This is a genomic window from Variovorax soli NBRC 106424 (genome assembly GCF_001591385.1).
In the GTDB taxonomy this organism is placed as follows: Bacteria; Pseudomonadota; Gammaproteobacteria; order Burkholderiales; family Burkholderiaceae_C; genus Variovorax; species Variovorax soli.
The window spans coordinates 1-17,297 of record NZ_BCUU01000009.1 but is presented as its reverse complement, the minus strand read 5'-3'; the positions used below and the strand labels follow the sequence as shown (position 1 = coordinate 17,297).

Genomic DNA, 17,297 nt, shown 5'->3' with positions numbered 1-17,297 from the left:
ATGCGACTGCACAAGAAGAAAGCCAATTCGCATGGCCAGGCCGCCTAAGGCGGGCGCAGCAGCCGCCGGCAAGGCGGACTTGCGGGCGGGCCTCGTGGTGGCCAGCCACGGCCGCCATTGCCTGGTCGAGACGGCCGAAGGCGAACGCCTGATCTGCCACCCGCGCGGCAAGAAGAGCCAGGCCGTCGTGGGCGACCGGGTGCTGTGGCAGGCCAGCCAGGATGAAGGCACGGTCGAGCGGGTGGAGCCCAGGCGCAACCTCTTCTATCGGCAGGACGAGATCCGCACCAAGTCCTTCGCGGCCAATCTCGACCATGTGCTGATCCTCATCGCGGCGGAGCCCGAGTTCTCCGAGCACCAGCTGGCGCGCGCGCTGATTGCCGCGCAGGCCGAAGGCATCACGCCGATCATCGCGCTGAACAAGAGCGACCTGGTGGCACCGTTCGAGCGCGCATGGGCGCGGCTCGCGCCCTACCGGCACATGCACCATGGCGTGCTGCCCCTGTCGCTCACCGCATCGGGCGACGTCGACCGCGAAACGCTGGAAAAGCGCCTGGCAGGCAAGACGACGCTCGTGCTGGGGCCTTCGGGCGCCGGCAAGAGCACCTTGATCAACCTGCTGGTGCCCGGCGCCGCGGCGCAGACGGGCGAGATCTCGCAGGCACTGAACTCGGGGCGGCACACCACCACCAGCACCACCTGGTACTGGGTGGACCGCGCAGCGGGCACCGCGCTGATCGACTCGCCGGGCTTCCAGGAATTCGGGCTGCATCACATCGAGCCGACGCAGCTGGCCCGCCTGATGCCCGACATCGGCGAATACGCCAACGACTGCAAGTTCTACAACTGCACGCACCTGCACGAGCCCGGATGCAGCGTGATCGAGCATGTGAAGGCCGGCGCCATCGATGCATCGCGCTACCGGATCTACGGCGAACTGTTCGACGAATTGAGCCAGCCCCGCTACCCATGAAGGTGCTGCTCTACTCGCACGTCTTTCATCCTTCCACGGGTGGCGTCGAGACGGTTTCGCGAACCCTGGCCGAAGGGTTGGCCCAGCGCGGCATCGACTTCAAGCTGCTGACCAGCACGCCCGCGGGCGACGATCGCACCGAATTCGGCTACCACGTCATTCGCGCGCCCGATGCGCGCACGGCGCGCCAGCTCATCGACTGGGCAGACGTGGTGCTGTTCAACGGTGCCAGCCTGGCGCTGCAGCCGGGCTTGCTGTTCTCGCGCAAGCCTTTCATCTGGGTCCACGTGGGCTACCAGGTCTCGTGCATCGACGGCTTGGGGTGGGTCGACGGCGAACCTGCGCCGAGAACGCCCTGGGCCTCGGTGGCTTTCCATGCACGCCGCAGCGGTCCGGCACGCGCTGCCATCGGCGGGCTCAAGCTGCTGCTGCGTCGGCTGGTCGCACGGCATTTCGTGGACCGGCATGTAGCCATCACGCAATGGATGGACAAGGCACAGCCGCTGGCACGGCAGGTGCAGATCTACAACCCCTTCCCCATCGACCGCTTCCGCGGGGCCGCACCGGTCGGCGATGCGTCTTACGACTTCGCCTACCTCGGACGCATGGTGTCGGAAAAGGGCGTCGACACACTCATCCAGGCCTTCGCCCGCGTGGTGCGACAGGCCGATGCGAAACCGAGACTGCTGCTGATTGGCGACGGCGACCGCATGGCGCAGGTGCAGGCGCTGGCGCGCACGCTGGGTATCGAAGACAGCGTGCATTTCGCCGGCCGGCAGAGCGGACAAGGCCTGGTCGACTGGGTGGGCCAAGGTGCGGTCGGCATCGTGCCCTCCGCCTGGGAAGAGCCGATGGGCGGCGTCGCCATCGAGCTGATGGCGGCGGGACGCGGCCTCATCGTGTCCGAGCGGGGCGGACTGGCCGAATGCGCCGGCGACGCCGGCCTGCTCTTCCCCAACGGCGATGCGGATGCGCTGGCGCGTTGCATGCTTCGCATCCTGGCCGAGCCGCAACTGCGGCACATGCTGGGCCAGCGCGCCCTGCTGCGCGCCGAGCGCTTTGCGCCCGAGCGCTTCATCGATCAGTACATCGAGCTGCTGCGCGCCACCGCAAGGGCGGCCTGATCTGATCAGGCGTCGGAAAGTACTTCGCGCAGCGCCGCGACGAGCAGCGTGCACTGTTCGCGCGTCCCGATGCTGATGCGCAGGTACTGGTCGATGCGCGGCTGCCTGAAATGCCGCACCAGCACCTTGCGCTGGCGCAGCCCGGCCGCCAGCTGGCCCGCGTCATGCACCGGATGGCGCGCGAACACGAAGTTGGCCTGCGAGGGCAGTACGTCGAAGCCAAGATCTTCGAGCGCGAGCACCAGACCTTCCCGCGTGTCGATGACGGCATCCCGTGTCCTGGAGAACCATGCCTCGTCTTCCATGGCTGCCATCGCGCCGGCCTGTGCCAGGCGGTCGAGCGGATAGGAGTTGAAGCTGTTCTTCACCCGCGTGAGCGCTTCGACGAGATGCGCCTGCCCGCATGCGAAGCCGACCCGCAGGCCCGCCAGCGAGCGCGACTTGGACAGCGTCTGGGCCACCAGAAGATTGGAATAGCGGTCGATCAGGGGCAAGGCGCTCTGTCCACCGAAATCGACGTAAGCCTCGTCGACCAGCACCACACGCTGGGGGCAGGCCTGCAGCAGGGCCTCGATGTCGGCCAGGGGCAAGCCGATGCCGGTGGGCGCATTCGGATTGGCCAGCACCACGCCGCCGCAGCCCGACCTTGCGCGGGCGCACAGCGCGGGGATGTCGATGCGAAGGCGCTCGTCCACCGGCTGCAGGTCCGCATCGATGCCGTACAGCTGCGCATAGACCCGGTAGAAGGTGTAGGTGACGTCGGGCACCAGCAAGGGCTGCGCCTGCTGGAAGAAGGCGAAGAAGGCATGGGCGAGCACCTCGTCCGAGCCGTTGCCGACAAAGACCTCCGACGCCTGCAGGCCGTGCCGGCGTGCAATGGCTTCGCGCAGCAGCAGCGACTCCGGGTCCGGGTACAGCGCCAGCGCGTCGCCTGCGGCGTTCTGGATGGCGTCGAGCGCAGCCGGCGAAGGCGCATACGGGTTCTCGTTGGTGTTGAGCTTCACCAGCCCGGCAATGCGCGGCTGCTCGCCGGGCACGTAGGGTTCGAGCGCGCGGATGCGCGGGCTCCAGAAGTCCTGGGGCGACACGGCCGTCAACCCAGCAGCCGGGCCAGGGTGAGCAGCGCCAGCAGCACCAGCCACATCACCACCGACCGCCACACCAGTCCCACCACGCTGCGCAGGTGCCCCGGCTCGGGCTCGCGGCCCGGCGTGCTGCCGCTGTCGGGCGGCAGCGTGCTGAAAACGGAATCCCCTGCCTGCGCCTGCTGCAGCGGATCGGCCACCGCCTCGCTGCGCAGCACGCCGCCGCCCAGGCGCACGTTCAGCGCCCCCGAGGTGGCGGCCAGGATGACGCCGTCGTTCTCGTTGGGGAAGCGATCCGCGTCGTTGCGCCAGCAGTCGATGGCCTCTTCGAAGCTGCCCACGACGGCAAATCCGAGCGCGGTGATCCGGGCCGGCAGCCAGTCGATCAAGCCCCATGCGCGCCGGGACGCGTCCTGCACATGGCTGCTGGCCGGCTGCAGCGCGCTGGCCCCCTGGCTGGACCAGTAGCGCGCCACGAACTCGCTCATGCGATAGAAGACCGCCCCGGCCGGCCCCAGGCCGATCGCCGCCAGGATGGAAAACCAGGCCAGCACGCCGAACACGTGCCGGTGCGCGGCAATGACCGAATGCTCGATGACATGGCGCACGATCTCGCTGCGCGGGAGGTTGGCCGCGTCGATGTGCTGCCAGTGGGCCAGCAGCGAGCGCGCCAACGGCTCATCGCCCTCTTCCAGCGCATCGCGGATGCCGGTGAAGTGGTGGCTGAACTGCCGGAATCCCAGCGTGACGTAAAGCAGCGCAATGTTCCAGAGCACCGCAAAGGGCAAGCCCAGGGTCAGGATCAGCAGCCAGTGGATGCCCAGCGCCGCAAACGTAGGAACAAGAACCGCCAGGCTCCAGGCCACCCAGCCGTGCTGCGGCTTGCCGGCGTCGAAGTTGCGGCTGATCCAGCGCGTCCAGTCGAGCACGCCTGCGTACACCGGGTTGTGATAGCCCAGCGGTCGCACCTGTTCGATGAGCAAGGCGCACAGGATGGCGAAAAAACTCATGTCCCGATGATAGCGACAGGCCCCGCCCGGCTAGCGGCCGCCTCAGGCGCTGAGGAAGCGATAGAAGTTGCGCAACATGCCCGCCGTGGCCCCCCAGACGAAGCGCTCGTGCGGGCCGTCCTGGTAGGGCATCGAGAACCATTGGCGCGCGTTGAGGCCCTCGCCCACCATCGCATGCCGACGGTGGTTCGCGGGGTTCATCAGGAAGTGCAGCGGCACTTCGAAGGCGTCCGCCACCTCGTAGGGATTGAGCGTGAGCTCGAAGCCCGGCCGCACCAGCGCCACCACCGGCGTGACCTCGAACGAGGTGATGGTGGTGTAGGTCGGCAGGCTGCCGAGCACCTCGATGTAGTCGGCCGAGAGCCCCACCTCTTCCCACGCTTCGCGCATCGCCGCCGCAGCGATATTGGGGTCGGTCGGGTCGACGCGCCCGCCCGGGAAGGCCACCTGGCCCGAGTGCGTGCTGAGCTTGGCCGAGCGCTCCGTCAGCAGGACGGTGGGCGCTTCGGGGCGCAGCACGATCGGGATCAGCACCGCAGCCTTGGCCGGCAGGCGCCCGTCCAGCTTGGGTTCGCGCCGCACCTCGGGCGTCCAAGGCGGCGGATGGGCGAAGCGCTCGCGCAGGGCCTGCGCCGTCAACCGCTGCAACTCGACCGCGGGCAGCGCACTGTCCACCGCCACCACGGGCACGCGATGCGGGTCGAAGGTCCGCAGCGAAACCGCGTTGATCGGCTCGGAAGGCTGGGCAGTGTCGGCAGACGGAGGAACTGGGGCGCTCAAGTGATGGTTCTTTGTTTTGGAGGGAATTGATTAGGGCAGAAAAGCAAAAAGCCGCCTCGTCGGCGGCTTTTGCGCAAGGGCCATGCCCATACGAGCAGCAGATTACTCCGCAGCTGCGCCGGTGTTGGCCTTGCCCGGCAGCTTTTCCTTGATGCGAGCCGAACGGCCGCTGCGCTCGCGCAGGTAGTACAGCTTGGCACGGCGCACATCGCCGCGGCGCTTGACTTCGATGCCGGCGATCAGCGGGCTGTAGGTCTGGAAGGTACGCTCCACGCCTTCGCCGCTGGAGATCTTGCGCACCGTGAAGCCGCTGTTGAGGCCGCGATTGCGTTTGGCGATCACCACGCCTTCGTAGGCCTGCACGCGCTTGCGGTTGCCTTCGACGACGTTGACGCTGACGATGACCGTGTCACCGGGGGCGAATTCAGGGATCTTGCGGCCAAGGCGCGCAATTTCTTCCTGCTCGAGGGTTTGAATGAGGTTCATGTTTTCCTGCTTGTCGATCATGTCCGCGCTGCACTAAAGGCGGCTTCCTAAAAAAGGTACCGCGGCCGGCCAGAGGATCGGGGAACCCGCAATTATAGCTTTTTTTTGAGCGCGGCCTCGTCCTGCCTGGACAGGCGCCCGGCGGCACGCGCCACCTCCACCAGTTCGGGCCGCCTGGCCTGCGAGATGGCCAGCCGCTGGTCGCGCCGCCAGCGCTCGATGAGTGCGTGGTTGCCCGACATCAGCGGCGCCGGCACTGCCTCACCCCGCCACTGCTCGGGCCGCGTGTAGTGCGGGCAGTCGAGCAGGCCGTCCAGCGCCGGGTTGAAGCTGTCCTGCACATGGCTGGCCTCGTCGCCCAGCACGCCCGGTTGCAGCCTCGCCACGGCATCGAGCAGCGCCATGGCCGCAATCTCGCCACCCGACAGCACGAAGTCGCCCAGGCTCAACTGGTGGGTGACGCGGGCGTCGATGAAGCGCTGGTCGATGCCCTCGTAGCGGCCGCACACCAGCACGGCGCCGGCACTCGCCGACCATTGCACCACGACCTCGTGGCGCAGGCGCTCGCCCAGGGGCGAGAAAAGGACCACAGGCGCACCGTCGTTACTCCGGGCGGCCTGCGCCGCATCCAGGCAGGCCGAGAGGGGCTCGGCCATCATCACCATGCCGGGCCCGCCGCCGAAGGGCCGGTCGTCCACCCGCCGGTAGTTGCCGGCGGCGTAGTCGCGGGGGTTCCACAGCACGACTTCGACCTGCTTGGATTCGTAGGCGCGCCGGGTGACGCCGCTTTCGAGAAAGGGCGTGAAGAGTTCGGGAAAGAGGGTGAGGACGTCGAAGCGCATGACGCTACATGGCGCTGGAAGCGGCCTCAGTAGTCGGCCTGCCAGTCGACCAGGATGGTGCGGCCGGCCAGGTCGACCTTGTCGACGAAGGCACTCACGAAGGGAATCATGCGCTCCACAGGCTTGGCGCCCTCGCCTTCGGCCGGCTGCTCGAGCACCAGCGTGGTCTGCGGGCCCGTGGCGAGCAGTTCACGCACCGTACCCAGGGCAACGCCTTCGCGGTTGACCACGGCCAGGCCGATGAGGTCGACCCAGTAGTACTCGTCTTCGCCCGCCGACGGAAAGCTCGACCGGGGCACGAACACGCGTGCGCCGCGCAGGGCCTCGGCGGCATTGCGGTCAGGCACCTCGGGCGAGGTGGCGACGATGCAGTCGGAGTGTTCCTTGGCTTCGCGGATCGGAAGGCGGAACGCACTGGTTGCGCCGGCAGCGGTGCCAGGCGGCTTCAGGAACCAGCGCTTGGAAGAGAAAAGCGCCTCGGGCTGGGCGCTGTGGGGAAGGACCTTGAACCAGCCCTTGATCCCCCACGCATCGGCAATGCGCCCGACTTCGATGGCGTCCGCCGGCAATTCGGCGGCTTCGAGTCCGGGCAGCATCACCGTCGGCAGCAGCGCTTAGGCGGCGGCCTTGGGAGCAGCCGCGGCGGCTTGCTTGATCAGGCGGGTGACGGTGGGCGAAGCCTGGGCGCCGACGCTCTTCCAGTAGGTCAGGCGGTCCTGGGCGATGCGGATGCTTTCCTCGCCGCCCTTGGCGGTGGGGTTGTAGAAGCCCAGACGCTCGATGAAGCGGCCGTCACGGCGCACGCGCTTGTCGGCGACGACGATGTTGAAGAAAGGACGGCCCTTGGAGCCGCCGCGCGAGAGTCGAATCACGACCATGATTTATCCTTCGGGTGGAGCCGGCGAATGTGCTTTCCGAGCACTCGAACCGCCGACCAATTTCCTTCAGCGTTGAGACACGCGACATGGCCACCCGGCCAGCGACACGCTGAAAAGCCCTCGATTATAGCCTGAGCGCTCTTTTTTCATGCCACCCGTCACCATCCGTGCCAGCCGCGACGAGGATGTCGCCGCCATTTCCACCATCTACGCCCATCACGTCCTGCACGGCACCGGCACCTTCGAGACCGAACCGCCCTCGCCCACCGAGATGGCCGCACGCCGCGCCGACGTGCTGGCGAAGAACCTGCCCTACCTGGTGGCCGAGCAGGCTGGCAAGGTGGTGGGCTATGCCTATTGCAACTGGTTCAAGCCTCGGCCGGCCTACCGTTTCTCGGCCGAGGATTCGATCTACATCGCCAACGAGGCCCGGGGACAGGGCCTGGGCGCCCAGCTGCTGGCGGCGCTGGAGCAGGCCGCGCAAGTCTCGGGCGTTCGCAAGCTGATCGCCGTCATCGGCGATTCGGCCAACGCCGGTTCGGTGGGCGTGCACCGCAAGCAGGGCTTCAGCCAGGTAGGCGTCATCAAGGACTGCGGCTGGAAGTTCGGGGAGTGGCGGGACATCGTGCTGATGGAAAAGGTCATCGGCGCCGGCAGCACCACCCGCCCCGAATGAAAAACAAGAACAAGACCCTGGCCGCCTGGCTGGCCTTCCTGGGCGGCCCGCTGGGCCTGCACCGCTTCTACCTGCACGGCATGGGCGACACGCTCGGCTGGCTCCTGCCGATCCCGACCGCGCTCGGCCTGTACGGCATCGAGCGCGCGCGACAGTTCGGCCTGGACGACGGCTGGAGCTGGGTGCTGATTCCCTTCCTGGGCTTCACCATCGCGGCCTGCGCGCTCACGGCCATCGTCTATGGCCTGACCACCACCGAGAAATGGAATGCGCGGTTCAACCCGCAATCGCAGGCGCAAGCCCCTGCGGGCCGCACCGGTTGGCTCACCATCGGCGCGGTGGTGCTGGCGCTGTTTTTCGGCGCCATCGTGCTGATGTCCAGCATCGCCTTCAGCTTCCAGCGCTACTTCGAGCACCAGGTGGAAGAAGGCCGCAAGATGTCGCAGTAGGCCGACCCGGGCGCCCCCCGTGCGATGGCGCCGCCGCTTACGCCATCATTGCGGGCAGCGCCTGTGCGAGTGCATCGACCGCGAGGCGCACCTTCAGCGGCAGGTGTGGCGTCGGCAGCCACAGCGCGTGTGCATCGTAGGGAAAGTCGGCCTCGCCGGGCAGCACCTTCACGAGCGTGCGCGCCTGAATGCGTTCGCGCACGAGCCAGGACGGAAGCCAGGCCAACCCCATGCCGAGCATGGCGGCATCCGCGATTGCGTCGAGATCGTCGAGCCGCAGGCGATGGGGCGGCAAGATTTCCGCGGGAGGCCGATCTTCGCGCGGGAAGAGCCAGGGTCCGACGCGACCCGAGCGCCAATAGACGATCGCCTGGTGATTGCGCAGATCATCGATGCCGCCCGGTTGGCCGTGCGTCTCGATATACGACGGCGCAGCGCAGACGAGCATGCGCTGGCGGGCGATGCGGCGCGCGATCAAGCCGGCCCTGTCGCTGATATCGCCGGTCCGGATCGCAAGGTCGTGATCGTTCTCGGCCAGATCGACGAAACGATCGTTGAAGGACAGATCAAGCTCGAGCGCCGGGTGCCTTTGCGCAAAGGCGACCAGGACCGGCATCACGCAGCGCCGCCCGAAATGCACGGGCATCGTCACGCGCAGCCTGCCGCGCGGCTCGGCCAGTTGGTCGGCCGCGAGCCCATCCGCAGCTTCGGCTTCTGCCAGCACGATCCGGCAGCGGTCGTAGTAGGCGCGCCCGAAATCGGTCAGGCTCTGACGGCGCGTCGTCCGGGTGAGAAGTCGAACACCGAGCCGATCTTCAAGAAACCGGACGTGCTTGCCGACCATGGGGCCCGACAGTTCGAGCGCGTCCGCGGCGGCCGCAAACGACCCCAGATCGACGGCTTTGACGAACACGGCCATGCTCGTAAGACGGTCCACATTAAAAACCAATAGTTTCGACGGTCTTCAAAATACCTCGATTTATCAAGAAAGAGAAGATACCTACAGTTGATTCCATTCAATTTTTAATGAATGGAGAACGAAATGGCACGCGTCATCCGCTTCCTCGAGCATGGTGGTCCCGAGGTATTGCGCATCGAGGAGGCTCAGGTTCCGCAGCCTGCGGCCGAAGAGGTGCGCATCCGGGTCAAGGCGCTGGGACTCAATCGCGCCGAAGCCCTGCTGCGCGCCGGCCACTACATCGAGACACCACCGCTGCCCTCCGGGCTCGGCCTGGAGGCTGCCGGTGTCGTCGATGCCGTTGGCGAAGGTGTCCATGGGTTGGCGCCAGGCGAGGCCGTCAGCATCATTCCCCCGATGTCGATGGTTCGCTGGCCTGCCTATGGCGAGCTGGTGAACTTTCCCGCGCACCTGGTCGTGAAGCACCCGCCGTCGCTCGGCTGGGAGGCGGCCGCATCCGCCTGGATGCAGTATCTGACGGCCTATGGCGCGCTCGTCGACATTGCCGGCGTGACCACGCAGGACTTCGTCGTGATCACGGCGGCGTCGAGCAGCGTCGGCCTTGCCGCCATCCAGATCGTGAACATGCTGGGCGCGACCCCTGTTGCCGTGACGCGCACGTCCGCCAAGAGGAAGGCCCTGGTCGAAGCGGGCGCTGCGCACGTGATCGCTTCGCAGGAAGAAGATCTGCAGGCGCGGCTCAAGGCCATCACCGGGGACCGTGGCGCAAGGGTGGTCCTGGACGCCATCGGCGGTTCGATCTTCGAGCCGCTGACCGCCGCGATGTCTCCGGGCGGCATCCTCATCGAATATGGCGGCCTGAGCACGGAGCCGACGCCGTTTCCGCTGTTTGCCGTGCTGAGCAAGACGCTGACGCTGCGCGGCTATCTCGTGCACGAGGTCTTGCGCGATCCGGCGCGGCTCGAAGCCGCCAAGGCTTTCATTCTTGCGGGGCTGGAATCGGGCGCACTGCGCCCGGTGATCGCGCGGACCTTTGCGTTCGATGAAATCATCGAGGCGCATCGCTTTCTCGAGTCGAACCAGCAGTTCGGCAAGATCGTCGTGTCGGTTTGACGCCGGGCCCTCGAGGCGCACGCCAACGGCCAAGCCGGCCAAGCTCGGGAGTGGGGCGTGCTCAGAACAGCTGCAGGCTGATCCAGTACGCAATCGCCGCCACGAAGGCCGAGGCCGGGATCGTGAAGATCCACGCCCACACGATGTTGCCCGCTACGCCCCAGCGCACCGCGCTCATGCGCTGCGCGGCGCCCACGCCGACGATGGCGCCGGTGATGGTGTGCGTGGTGGACACCGGAATGCCCAGGAAGGTGGCCAGGAACAGCGTGAGCGCCCCGCCCGTCTCGGCGCAGAAGCCGCCCACGGGCTTGAGCTTGGTAATTTTCTGGCCCATGGTCTTCACGATGCGCCAGCCGCCGAACATGGTGCCCAGCGCAATGGCCGTGTAGCAGCTCACGATGGTCCAGGTGGGCGGCGCAGCGTCGGTGGCGGCCGAATGGCCGGTGGCGATGAGCAGCATCCAGATGATGCCGATGGTCTTCTGCGCGTCGTTGCCCCCGTGGCCCAGGCTATAGGCGCCGGCCGACACCAGCTGCAGGCGGCGGAACCACCGGTCCACGCGCGACGGCGTGGACAAGCGGAACACCCACGCCACCGCCACCATCATCAGCGCGCCCAGGAAGAAGCCCAGCACGGGCGAGACGAAGATGAAGGCCACCGTCTTCAGGATGCCGCCAGCCAGCAGCACGCTCGAGCCGGCCTTGGCCATGACCGCCCCGACGATGCCGCCGATGAGCGCATGCGAGGAACTGCTCGGAATGCCGTAGTACCAGGTGACCAGGTTCCACGTGATGGCGCCGAGCAAGGCCCCGAACACCACGTGCACGTCGACCACCCCCGGCTCGACGATGCCCTTGCCCACCGTGGCGGCCACGCTCAGGTGGAACACGCCGATGGCGATCAGGTTGAAGAAGGCCGCAAAGGCCACCGCATGCGTCGGCTTGAGCACGCCGGTGGACACCACCGTGGCAATCGAGTTGGCGGCATCGTGAAAGCCGTTCATGAAATCGAAGGCCAGTGCAAGGCCCACGAGCAGGATCACCAACCAAAGGCTGGCCTGGATCGTTGTCATGGCGAGGCGCTGCCGATCAGGAGTTCTCGAGGACGATGCCCTCGATCACGTTGGCGACGTCTTCGCACTTGTCCGTGATGGTTTCGAGCAGTTCGTAGATGGCCTTGAGCTTGATGACCTCGCGCACGTCCGGCTCTTCGCGAAAGAGCTTGCTCATGGCGCTGCGCATGACGCGGTCGGCGTCGGATTCCAGCCGGTCGATCTCCTCGCAGGCCTTCAGGGTGGCCTCGGCGGTGGCCGGGTCGCTGATCTTGCCCAGGTGCTTGACCGCGTCCTTGACGCGCTCGCAGCACTTGACGGACAGCGCCGTCAAGCGGCTGATCTCCTCCGTCATGTGCCGCACGTCGTACAGCGCCATGGTCTCGGCCGAGTCCTGGATCAGGTCGGCCACGTCGTCCATGGTGTTGATCAGCTTGTGGATCTGCTCGCGGTCGATCGGGGTGATGAAGGTCTTGTGCAGCAGGCGATTGACGTCGTGCGTGACGCGGTCGGCCGCGCGCTCGGCATTGTCGACGTCACGGTTGTACTGCTCGCGAAGGTGCAGGTCGTTGTAGTTCGCCACCAGTTGTTCGAAAGCGCGGCCCGCCTCGACGATGCGCTCGGCATGCTGGTTGAACATCTCAAAAAAATTGCCCTCGCGGGGCAGCAACTTACCGAACATGGCGTGGAATCCCGTTGAGGCGTTTTGTGTCGATTTGATGACAGGGCACGAAACCCGGAAGTGTAATTGGCTCGGGAAAACCCGGACAGGCGGTCCGTCGCGCCCGGACCACGCCCCCCTGAAAACCTTCAGAGGCGCTGGATAGCCTGCCCCGCCACGGCGGCAAGTTGTGCGGCCGTCACACGGTTCGGCGCGATTTCGGCCAGGGGCACCAGAACGAAGGCCCGCTGGCCCATCCGCGGATGCGGCAGCGTCAGGGTCGGCGTTTCGAGCGCCCGCTCACCATGGATCAGAAGATCCAGGTCCAGTGTGCGCGGCGCGTTGCGATACGGGCGCTCACGTCCTGCAGCCGCCTCGATGGCCTGCAGGCGCGCCAGCAGGTCCAGCGGCGCCAGTTCGGTTTCGAGCGCCACCACGGCGTTGATGAAATCGGGCCCGCCGGCATCCACCGGCGCAGTCCGGTAGAGCGACGAACGCGCCACCAGCCGGCTTTGCGGCAGGCGGCCCAAGGCGTCGATGGCATGTTCGACAGCTTGGCGCGGATCGCCGAGGTTGGCGCCGATGGCAACGTAGGCGATCTCGGCCACGGCTGTTTCTCGCTCAGTCTTCACGCAGCAAGGCGCCGCCGGGCCGCCTCAGGGCTGGCTCGTGGATGCGCCACCATCGGCACCGCCCGCAGCGCCGGTGCGCGGCTTGCGGCGGCGACGGCGCTTGCGCGGTGCGGCCCCGGCGCTCTCGCCGGCCTCTTCGCCGGAAGCCGTTTCAGAGGCGGGCGCCGTGTCGGCATCAGCCGCAGTTGCCTCGCGCCTGGGCGCACGCGTGTGCACGCGGCGCCCCTTGTGCTGCTCTTCGCGCACCTGGTCCAGCAGGTCCTGCCGGCGCACCTCGTCGGCGGTGCTGAACTCCTGCCACCATTCGGCAATCGCTTCGCTCACCTCGCCCACGTCGGCACGCAGGCGCATGAAGTCGAAGGCCGCGCGAAAGCGTGCCTGCTCCACCAGGCTGTAGGGCGTCGAGCCGCTGCGCTTGTCGAAGCGCGGCTGCATCATCCAGATCTCGCGCATGTCGGCCGCCAGCTTGCCGCGGCCCGACACGTCGCCGATGCGGGCATTGAAGACGTCGTCGATCGCGTCCTGCAGCGCCGGGAACGGCGCCTGGCCGCGCTGGCCGTGGCGGCCCTCCATGCGCTGGGCCCAGCCGTCGCGCACGTCCTTCCAGAGCACGCAGGCCAGCAGGAAGCTGGGCGCCACCGGCTTGCCTTCACCCACGCGGCGGTCGGTGTCCTGAAGGGCGGCTTTGACGAACGGCAGGTCGGCGCGCTCCACCACCACATCCAGCAGGGGGTAGATGCCGCGCTCGAGCCCCAGCGCCTTGAGCTGCGCCACGGTGGCGAGCGCGTGGCCGGTCTGCAGCAGCTTGAGCATCTCGTCGAACAGGCGGCTTTGCGGCACGTCGGCCAGCAATTTGCTCATCTCGACCAGCGGAGAGGCAGTCTTGGGCTCGAGCTTGAAGCCCAGCGCCGCCAGCTTGGCCGAGAAGCGGATGGCGCGAATGATGCGCACCGGGTCTTCGCGATAGCGCGTGGCCGGGTCGCCGATCATGCGCAGCACCAGCTTCTTGGCGTCCTTCAGGCCGTTGTGGTAGTCGACCACGATCTGGCGCGCCGGGTCGTAGTACATGGCATTGACGGTGAAGTCGCGGCGGGTGGCGTCTTCGTCATGCGGGCCCCAGACGTTGTCGCGCAGCACGCGGCCGCTGGCATCCACCGCATGCTTCATGGCGGCCAGCTCGCCCTTGCTGGTGCGCTCGTTGCCCGAGACCTGCTCGGCGGCCGAGTTGTCCATGTAGGCGCGGAAGGTCGAGACCTCGATCACTTCATGCTCGCGCCCCCGGCCGTACACCACGTGCACGATGCGAAAGCGCCGGCCGATGATGAAGGCGCGGCGGAACAACGCCTTGACCTGCTCGGGCGTGGCGTTGGTGGCCACGTCGAAATCCTTGGGCCGCAGGCCCAGCAGCAGGTCGCGCACGGCGCCGCCCACCACATAGGCCTCGTAGCCGGCTTCCTGCAGGGTGGTCACCACGTTCTTGGCGCGGTCGTCCACCAGCGACGGGTCGATGCCGTGCACGTCGGCCGTGTGCTCCTGGCGCTTGCCGAAGCGCATCTTGGCGCCGTTGCCGCCGCCGGATTTGCCCAGCAGCTTGTCGATGAATTTCTTGATCATTGGATTTCTTTGTCGAAGGGCGTGCGCCCCTCATTCATTCTCGAGCATGGCCCGGATCAGCGGGATGGTGATGGCGCGCTGCGTCTGCAATGCAAAGCCGTCGAGCTGCACCAGCAGCTCCATCAGGCTTCCCAGGTCGCGGCTGAAGCGATGCAGCATGAAGTTCAGCACGTCGTCCGACAGCATCAGCCCGCGCGCGTCGGCCGCCTGGCGCAGCACCGCACGGCGCTCGGCCTCGGTCAGCACCTGCAGGGCAAACACATGGCCCCAGCCGAGGCGGGTGCGCAGGTCTTCGCGCAGCGGCAGGTCGGCCGGCGGCAGCAGGCCGGCCGCCACCACGCCGCGCTGCAGGCTCTGCGCGTTCACGAACCAGTTGAACGCCGCGTGCTGCTGCACCGCGTTGTAGCGCTCCACGTCGTCCATCAGCACCGCCACCCAGTTCTCGTCGAACTCAGGCGGCTCGTGCATGTCGGCATGCAGCCATCCCACGCGAGAACCTTGCGCGGAAAGCGCCGCACCAACGCTTTGCAGCAGGTGCGACTTGCCGCTCCCGCTCTCGCCCCACAGGTAGGTGGGCACGGGCGAGTGCAGGTTGGCCTGCCCCGCGCTCCCCAGCCAGAGCTGGAGATGGCGCAGGGCTGCCTCGTTGGGTCCCGCGAAGTAGCCTTCTAGCGTCGGACCCGTCGTCAAGCCGATGTCGAGCGCGAGCTGCTTCATGCGAAAGGGTCGGGGAATAGGCCGGAAGTGCTGCTCCAGGCCCTTAAAATCGTGACGAATTCTATCGGCCCGGCCCCGGACGCCATCACGCAAGGCCCTCAAGCACGCATTGCGCAGCCGATTCCTCCCATTCATTTCCTTTGACGCACGCCATGACTTCCGCCACCAACGCCCCGCTCAGCTACAAAGACGCCGGAGTCGACATCGACGCGGGCGACGCGCTGGTCGACCGCATCAAGCCCCTGGCCAAGAAGACCCTGCGCGAAGGCGTGCTGGGCGGCATCGGCGGCTTCGGCGCCCTGTTCGAGGTGCCCAAGCGCTACAAGGAGCCGGTGCTGGTTTCCGGCACCGACGGCGTGGGCACCAAGCTCAAGCTGGCCTTCGAATGGAACATGCACGACACCGTGGGCATCGACCTGGTGGCCATGAGTGTGAACGACGTGCTGGTGCAAGGCGCCGAGCCGCTGTTCTTCCTGGACTACTTCGCCTGCGGCAAGCTCGACGTGGACACCGCCGCGGCCGTGGTGGGCGGCATTGCCCGCGGCTGCGAGCTCAGCGGCTGCGCCCTCATCGGCGGCGAGACGGCCGAAATGCCCGGCATGTACCCGGCCGGCGAGTACGACCTGGCCGGCTTTGCCGTTGGCGCCGTCGAGAAGTCGAAGATCCTCACCGGCACGGACGTGAAGCCCGGCGACGTGGTGCTGGGCCTGACGTCTTCCGGCGTGCACTCCAACGGCTTCAGCCTGGTGCGCAAGGTGATCGAGCGCGCCGGTGCCGACCTGCCCGCCACGCTCGACGGCAAGCCCTTCCGCGAAGCTGTGATGGCCCCCACCCGCCTGTACGTGAAGCCCGTGCTGGCTGCGCTCGCGCAACACCCCATCAAAGCGCTGGCCCACATCACCGGCGGCGGCCTGCTCGAGAACATCCCGCGCGTGCTGCCCGAAGGCACCGCCGCGCACCTGCGCAAGGGCAGCTGGCCGCAAACCGAGCTGTTCGCCTGGCTGCAGAAGGTGGCCGGCATCGACGATATCGAGATGAACCGCACCTTCAACAACGGCATCGGCATGGTGGTGGTGACCGATGCCGCCAGCGCCAAGGCCTGCGCCGAGACGCTGCGCGCCGCCGGGGAGACGGTTCATGAAATCGGCGTCATCGCGCCGCGCGGCGAAGGCGCGGCGGTCGTGGTCGCCTGAGCCTTCGGCCTTGCCGCCGATGGACCGTCTGCCCGCGTTCCCGCCCCTGCGCGCAGAGCGCGGCTTCTCGCGCCCGGTGCTGATCGCCAGCTATGTGCTGATGGCGGCAGTGCTGCTGCTGTCGCTCACTGCGCACCTGCTCATCGGCCTGCTGGCCGTGTGCGTGGGCTTTCTTTCGGCGCGCTGGATCTCGCGCTGGCTGCTGGCCGGCTTCGAGCGCATCGGCCTGGTGCGCCTGGCGCCGCGGCAGGTTGGCCTGCTGGCGGACATCGTGGCGGTGGCGCTGCTGATCCTCTCGCCCATCGCCATCCTGACCGGCACCCTGTCGCAGTCGCGCGAGGTGATGCTCAACGCACCGGCGCAATACCGCGAGCTGCTGGACTATGTCGCGCGCACGGTGCTGGAACTGCGCTCCAAGCTCTCGCCCGAGATGGCGGTGTACCTGCCCGACGGCGTGGCCGATCTGCAGCGCATCGTCGCCAAGTACCTCAGCGCCCAGGCCGGCTCGCTGGCCATGGCCGGGCGCGCCTGGCTCAATGCGCTCCTGTTCGCCTACGTCGGCATCATCGTCGGCTCGCTGGCGGCGGTCAGCCGGCGTGCCGAGGCATCGGGCCCGCTCACACTGGCACTGCGCGAGCGCGTGTCGCTCTTCGGCGAGGCCTTCGGCCAGATCGTGGCGGCGCAGTTCTGGATCGCGACCTTCAACACCATCCTCACGGCCGCCTTCCTGCTCTTCGTGCTGCCGCTGTGGGACCTGCACCTGCCCTACACGCCGGCCCTCATCACCCTCACCTTCCTGGCGGGCCTGGTCCCCATCGTGGGCAACCTGATCTGCAACGGCGTGATCACGGTGGTCGGCCTGTCGGTCTCGCCCGTCACGGGTCTGGCCTGCCTGGCTTTTCTCATCCTCATCCACAAGGCCGAGTACCTCATCAATGCCAAGGTGGTGGGCCAGCGCACGCACATGGCCGTGTGGGAACTGCTGGCGGTGATGTTCGCCGCCGAAGCGGTGTTCGGCCCGGGCGGGCTGGTGGCGGCACCCCTGTTCTACGCCTACCTCAAGAAGGAACTGCAGGCGGCCGACCTGGTCTAGC

General features: G+C 67.4%; 20 protein-coding genes. 7 read left to right on the top strand and 13 right to left on the bottom strand.

The features are described from left to right. Nucleotides 1–31: 31 nt before the first annotated feature. Both rsgA and VSO01S_RS04680 read left to right on the top strand, forming a co-directional pair. Nucleotides 32–973, top strand: a complete 942-nt coding sequence (gene rsgA, locus VSO01S_RS04685; RefSeq protein ID WP_068640637.1) for a ribosome small subunit-dependent GTPase A — start codon at nucleotides 32–34, stop codon at nucleotides 971–973. After that, a complete protein-coding gene (locus tag VSO01S_RS04680; protein WP_068640636.1) occupies nucleotides 970–2,097 on the top strand; it encodes a glycosyltransferase family 4 protein in 1,128 nt (375 codons plus the stop codon). Before rsgA ends, VSO01S_RS04680 begins: the two co-directional genes overlap by 4 nt. Before the next feature lie 5 nt (nucleotides 2,098–2,102). Here VSO01S_RS04680 and hisC read toward each other — a convergent pair whose 3' ends face one another. The 7 genes from hisC to rpsP form a co-directional block, all read right to left on the bottom strand. Then, nucleotides 2,103–3,185: a histidinol-phosphate transaminase gene (hisC, locus tag VSO01S_RS04675; RefSeq protein WP_068640704.1), complete on the bottom strand. Its 1,083-nt coding sequence runs from the start codon at nucleotides 3,183–3,185 to the stop codon at nucleotides 2,103–2,105. 5 nt (nucleotides 3,186–3,190) lie between these two features. Beyond that, on the bottom strand, nucleotides 3,191–4,192 hold the full coding sequence (locus VSO01S_RS04670; RefSeq protein WP_068640635.1) for a CobD/CbiB family protein: 1,002 nt from the start codon (nucleotides 4,190–4,192) through the stop codon (nucleotides 3,191–3,193). Between the two features lie 42 nt (nucleotides 4,193–4,234). Further along, a complete protein-coding gene (locus VSO01S_RS04665) occupies nucleotides 4,235–4,972 on the bottom strand; it encodes a CoA pyrophosphatase (RefSeq protein ID WP_084241685.1) in 738 nt (245 codons plus the stop codon). Nucleotides 4,973–5,074: 102 nt separating this feature from the next. Continuing rightward, on the bottom strand, nucleotides 5,075–5,458 hold the full coding sequence (rplS, locus tag VSO01S_RS04660) for a 50S ribosomal protein L19 (protein WP_068640702.1): 384 nt from the start codon (nucleotides 5,456–5,458) through the stop codon (nucleotides 5,075–5,077). A 92-nt stretch (nucleotides 5,459–5,550) separates the two neighbouring features. Further along, the gene (trmD, locus tag VSO01S_RS04655) at nucleotides 5,551–6,300 is read right to left on the bottom strand and encodes a tRNA (guanosine(37)-N1)-methyltransferase TrmD (RefSeq protein ID WP_068640634.1); all 750 of its coding nucleotides are present in this window, start codon (nucleotides 6,298–6,300) and stop codon (nucleotides 5,551–5,553) included. Nucleotides 6,301–6,326: 26 nt separating this feature from the next. Further along, the gene (rimM, locus tag VSO01S_RS04650) at nucleotides 6,327–6,896 is read right to left on the bottom strand and encodes a ribosome maturation factor RimM (RefSeq protein WP_068640633.1); all 570 of its coding nucleotides are present in this window, start codon (nucleotides 6,894–6,896) and stop codon (nucleotides 6,327–6,329) included. Nucleotides 6,897–6,914: 18 nt separating this feature from the next. Continuing rightward, nucleotides 6,915–7,178, bottom strand: coding sequence for a 30S ribosomal protein S16 (gene rpsP / locus VSO01S_RS04645; protein WP_068640632.1), 264 nt, complete (start codon nucleotides 7,176–7,178; stop codon nucleotides 6,915–6,917). Between the two features lie 148 nt (nucleotides 7,179–7,326). Here rpsP and VSO01S_RS04640 point away from each other — a divergent pair, with 148 nt between their 5' ends. After that, nucleotides 7,327–7,854, top strand: coding sequence for a GNAT family N-acetyltransferase (locus tag VSO01S_RS04640; RefSeq protein WP_068640631.1), 528 nt, complete (start codon nucleotides 7,327–7,329; stop codon nucleotides 7,852–7,854). Then, complete coding sequence (locus VSO01S_RS04635) at nucleotides 7,851–8,303, top strand: NINE protein (RefSeq protein WP_068640630.1); 453 nt, start codon at nucleotides 7,851–7,853, stop codon at nucleotides 8,301–8,303. Before VSO01S_RS04640 ends, VSO01S_RS04635 begins: the two co-directional genes overlap by 4 nt. Before the next feature lie 37 nt (nucleotides 8,304–8,340). Here VSO01S_RS04635 and VSO01S_RS04630 read toward each other — a convergent pair whose 3' ends face one another. Next, the gene (locus VSO01S_RS04630; protein WP_245684109.1) at nucleotides 8,341–9,222 is read right to left on the bottom strand and encodes a LysR family transcriptional regulator; all 882 of its coding nucleotides are present in this window, start codon (nucleotides 9,220–9,222) and stop codon (nucleotides 8,341–8,343) included. Between the two features lie 123 nt (nucleotides 9,223–9,345). Between VSO01S_RS04630 and VSO01S_RS04625 the strand changes: the two genes are divergently transcribed. Continuing rightward, complete coding sequence (locus VSO01S_RS04625; RefSeq protein WP_068640700.1) at nucleotides 9,346–10,335, top strand: zinc-dependent alcohol dehydrogenase family protein; 990 nt, start codon at nucleotides 9,346–9,348, stop codon at nucleotides 10,333–10,335. A gap of 61 nt (nucleotides 10,336–10,396) precedes the next feature. Here the strand turns inward: VSO01S_RS04625 and VSO01S_RS04620 are convergent, their stop codons facing one another. From VSO01S_RS04620 to hda, 5 genes are all read right to left on the bottom strand, one after another. Then, a complete protein-coding gene (locus VSO01S_RS04620; RefSeq protein WP_068640629.1) occupies nucleotides 10,397–11,407 on the bottom strand; it encodes an inorganic phosphate transporter in 1,011 nt (336 codons plus the stop codon). A 16-nt stretch (nucleotides 11,408–11,423) separates the two neighbouring features. After that, complete coding sequence (locus tag VSO01S_RS04615; RefSeq protein WP_068640628.1) at nucleotides 11,424–12,068, bottom strand: DUF47 domain-containing protein; 645 nt, start codon at nucleotides 12,066–12,068, stop codon at nucleotides 11,424–11,426. A 128-nt stretch (nucleotides 12,069–12,196) separates the two neighbouring features. Continuing rightward, the gene (gene folK / locus VSO01S_RS04610; protein ID WP_068640627.1) at nucleotides 12,197–12,655 is read right to left on the bottom strand and encodes a 2-amino-4-hydroxy-6-hydroxymethyldihydropteridine diphosphokinase; all 459 of its coding nucleotides are present in this window, start codon (nucleotides 12,653–12,655) and stop codon (nucleotides 12,197–12,199) included. Nucleotides 12,656–12,703: 48 nt separating this feature from the next. Then, nucleotides 12,704–14,293: a polynucleotide adenylyltransferase PcnB gene (gene pcnB / locus VSO01S_RS04605; RefSeq protein WP_068640626.1), complete on the bottom strand. Its 1,590-nt coding sequence runs from the start codon at nucleotides 14,291–14,293 to the stop codon at nucleotides 12,704–12,706. A 30-nt stretch (nucleotides 14,294–14,323) separates the two neighbouring features. Continuing rightward, nucleotides 14,324–15,010, bottom strand: a complete 687-nt coding sequence (gene hda / locus VSO01S_RS04600; RefSeq protein ID WP_068640625.1) for a DnaA regulatory inactivator Hda — start codon at nucleotides 15,008–15,010, stop codon at nucleotides 14,324–14,326. Nucleotides 15,011–15,162: 152 nt separating this feature from the next. Here hda and purM point away from each other — a divergent pair, with 152 nt between their 5' ends. Both purM and VSO01S_RS04590 read left to right on the top strand, forming a co-directional pair. Next, entirely contained in the window at nucleotides 15,163–16,203 is a 1,041-nt protein-coding gene (gene purM, locus VSO01S_RS04595; protein WP_068640624.1) for a phosphoribosylformylglycinamidine cyclo-ligase, read from the top strand. Between the two features lie 19 nt (nucleotides 16,204–16,222). Then, nucleotides 16,223–17,296, top strand: a complete 1,074-nt coding sequence (locus VSO01S_RS04590) for an AI-2E family transporter (RefSeq protein ID WP_068640623.1) — start codon at nucleotides 16,223–16,225, stop codon at nucleotides 17,294–17,296. Nucleotide 17,297 lies beyond the last annotated feature (1 nt).

Coding starts and splice junctions, on each gene's coding strand:
- rsgA (WP_068640637.1), top strand. CDS start 32: ATGGCCAGGCCGCCTAAGGCGGGCGCAGCAGCCGCCGGCAAGGCGGAC.
- VSO01S_RS04680 (WP_068640636.1), top strand. CDS start 970: ATGAAGGTGCTGCTCTACTCGCACGTCTTTCATCCTTCCACGGGTGGC.
- VSO01S_RS04670 (WP_068640635.1), bottom strand. CDS start 4,192: ATGAGTTTTTTCGCCATCCTGTGCGCCTTGCTCATCGAACAGGTGCGA.
- rplS (WP_068640702.1), bottom strand. CDS start 5,458: ATGAACCTCATTCAAACCCTCGAGCAGGAAGAAATTGCGCGCCTTGGC.
- trmD (WP_068640634.1), bottom strand. CDS start 6,300: ATGCGCTTCGACGTCCTCACCCTCTTTCCCGAACTCTTCACGCCCTTT.
- rimM (WP_068640633.1), bottom strand. CDS start 6,896: ATGCTGCCCGGACTCGAAGCCGCCGAATTGCCGGCGGACGCCATCGAA.
- rpsP (WP_068640632.1), bottom strand. CDS start 7,178: ATGGTCGTGATTCGACTCTCGCGCGGCGGCTCCAAGGGCCGTCCTTTC.
- VSO01S_RS04640 (WP_068640631.1), top strand. CDS start 7,327: ATGCCACCCGTCACCATCCGTGCCAGCCGCGACGAGGATGTCGCCGCC.
- VSO01S_RS04635 (WP_068640630.1), top strand. CDS start 7,851: ATGAAAAACAAGAACAAGACCCTGGCCGCCTGGCTGGCCTTCCTGGGC.
- VSO01S_RS04630 (WP_245684109.1), bottom strand. CDS start 9,222: ATGGCCGTGTTCGTCAAAGCCGTCGATCTGGGGTCGTTTGCGGCCGCC.
- VSO01S_RS04625 (WP_068640700.1), top strand. CDS start 9,346: ATGGCACGCGTCATCCGCTTCCTCGAGCATGGTGGTCCCGAGGTATTG.
- VSO01S_RS04620 (WP_068640629.1), bottom strand. CDS start 11,407: ATGACAACGATCCAGGCCAGCCTTTGGTTGGTGATCCTGCTCGTGGGC.
- VSO01S_RS04615 (WP_068640628.1), bottom strand. CDS start 12,068: ATGTTCGGTAAGTTGCTGCCCCGCGAGGGCAATTTTTTTGAGATGTTC.
- pcnB (WP_068640626.1), bottom strand. CDS start 14,293: ATGATCAAGAAATTCATCGACAAGCTGCTGGGCAAATCCGGCGGCGGC.
- hda (WP_068640625.1), bottom strand. CDS start 15,010: ATGAAGCAGCTCGCGCTCGACATCGGCTTGACGACGGGTCCGACGCTA.
- purM (WP_068640624.1), top strand. CDS start 15,163: ATGACTTCCGCCACCAACGCCCCGCTCAGCTACAAAGACGCCGGAGTC.
- VSO01S_RS04590 (WP_068640623.1), top strand. CDS start 16,223: ATGGACCGTCTGCCCGCGTTCCCGCCCCTGCGCGCAGAGCGCGGCTTC.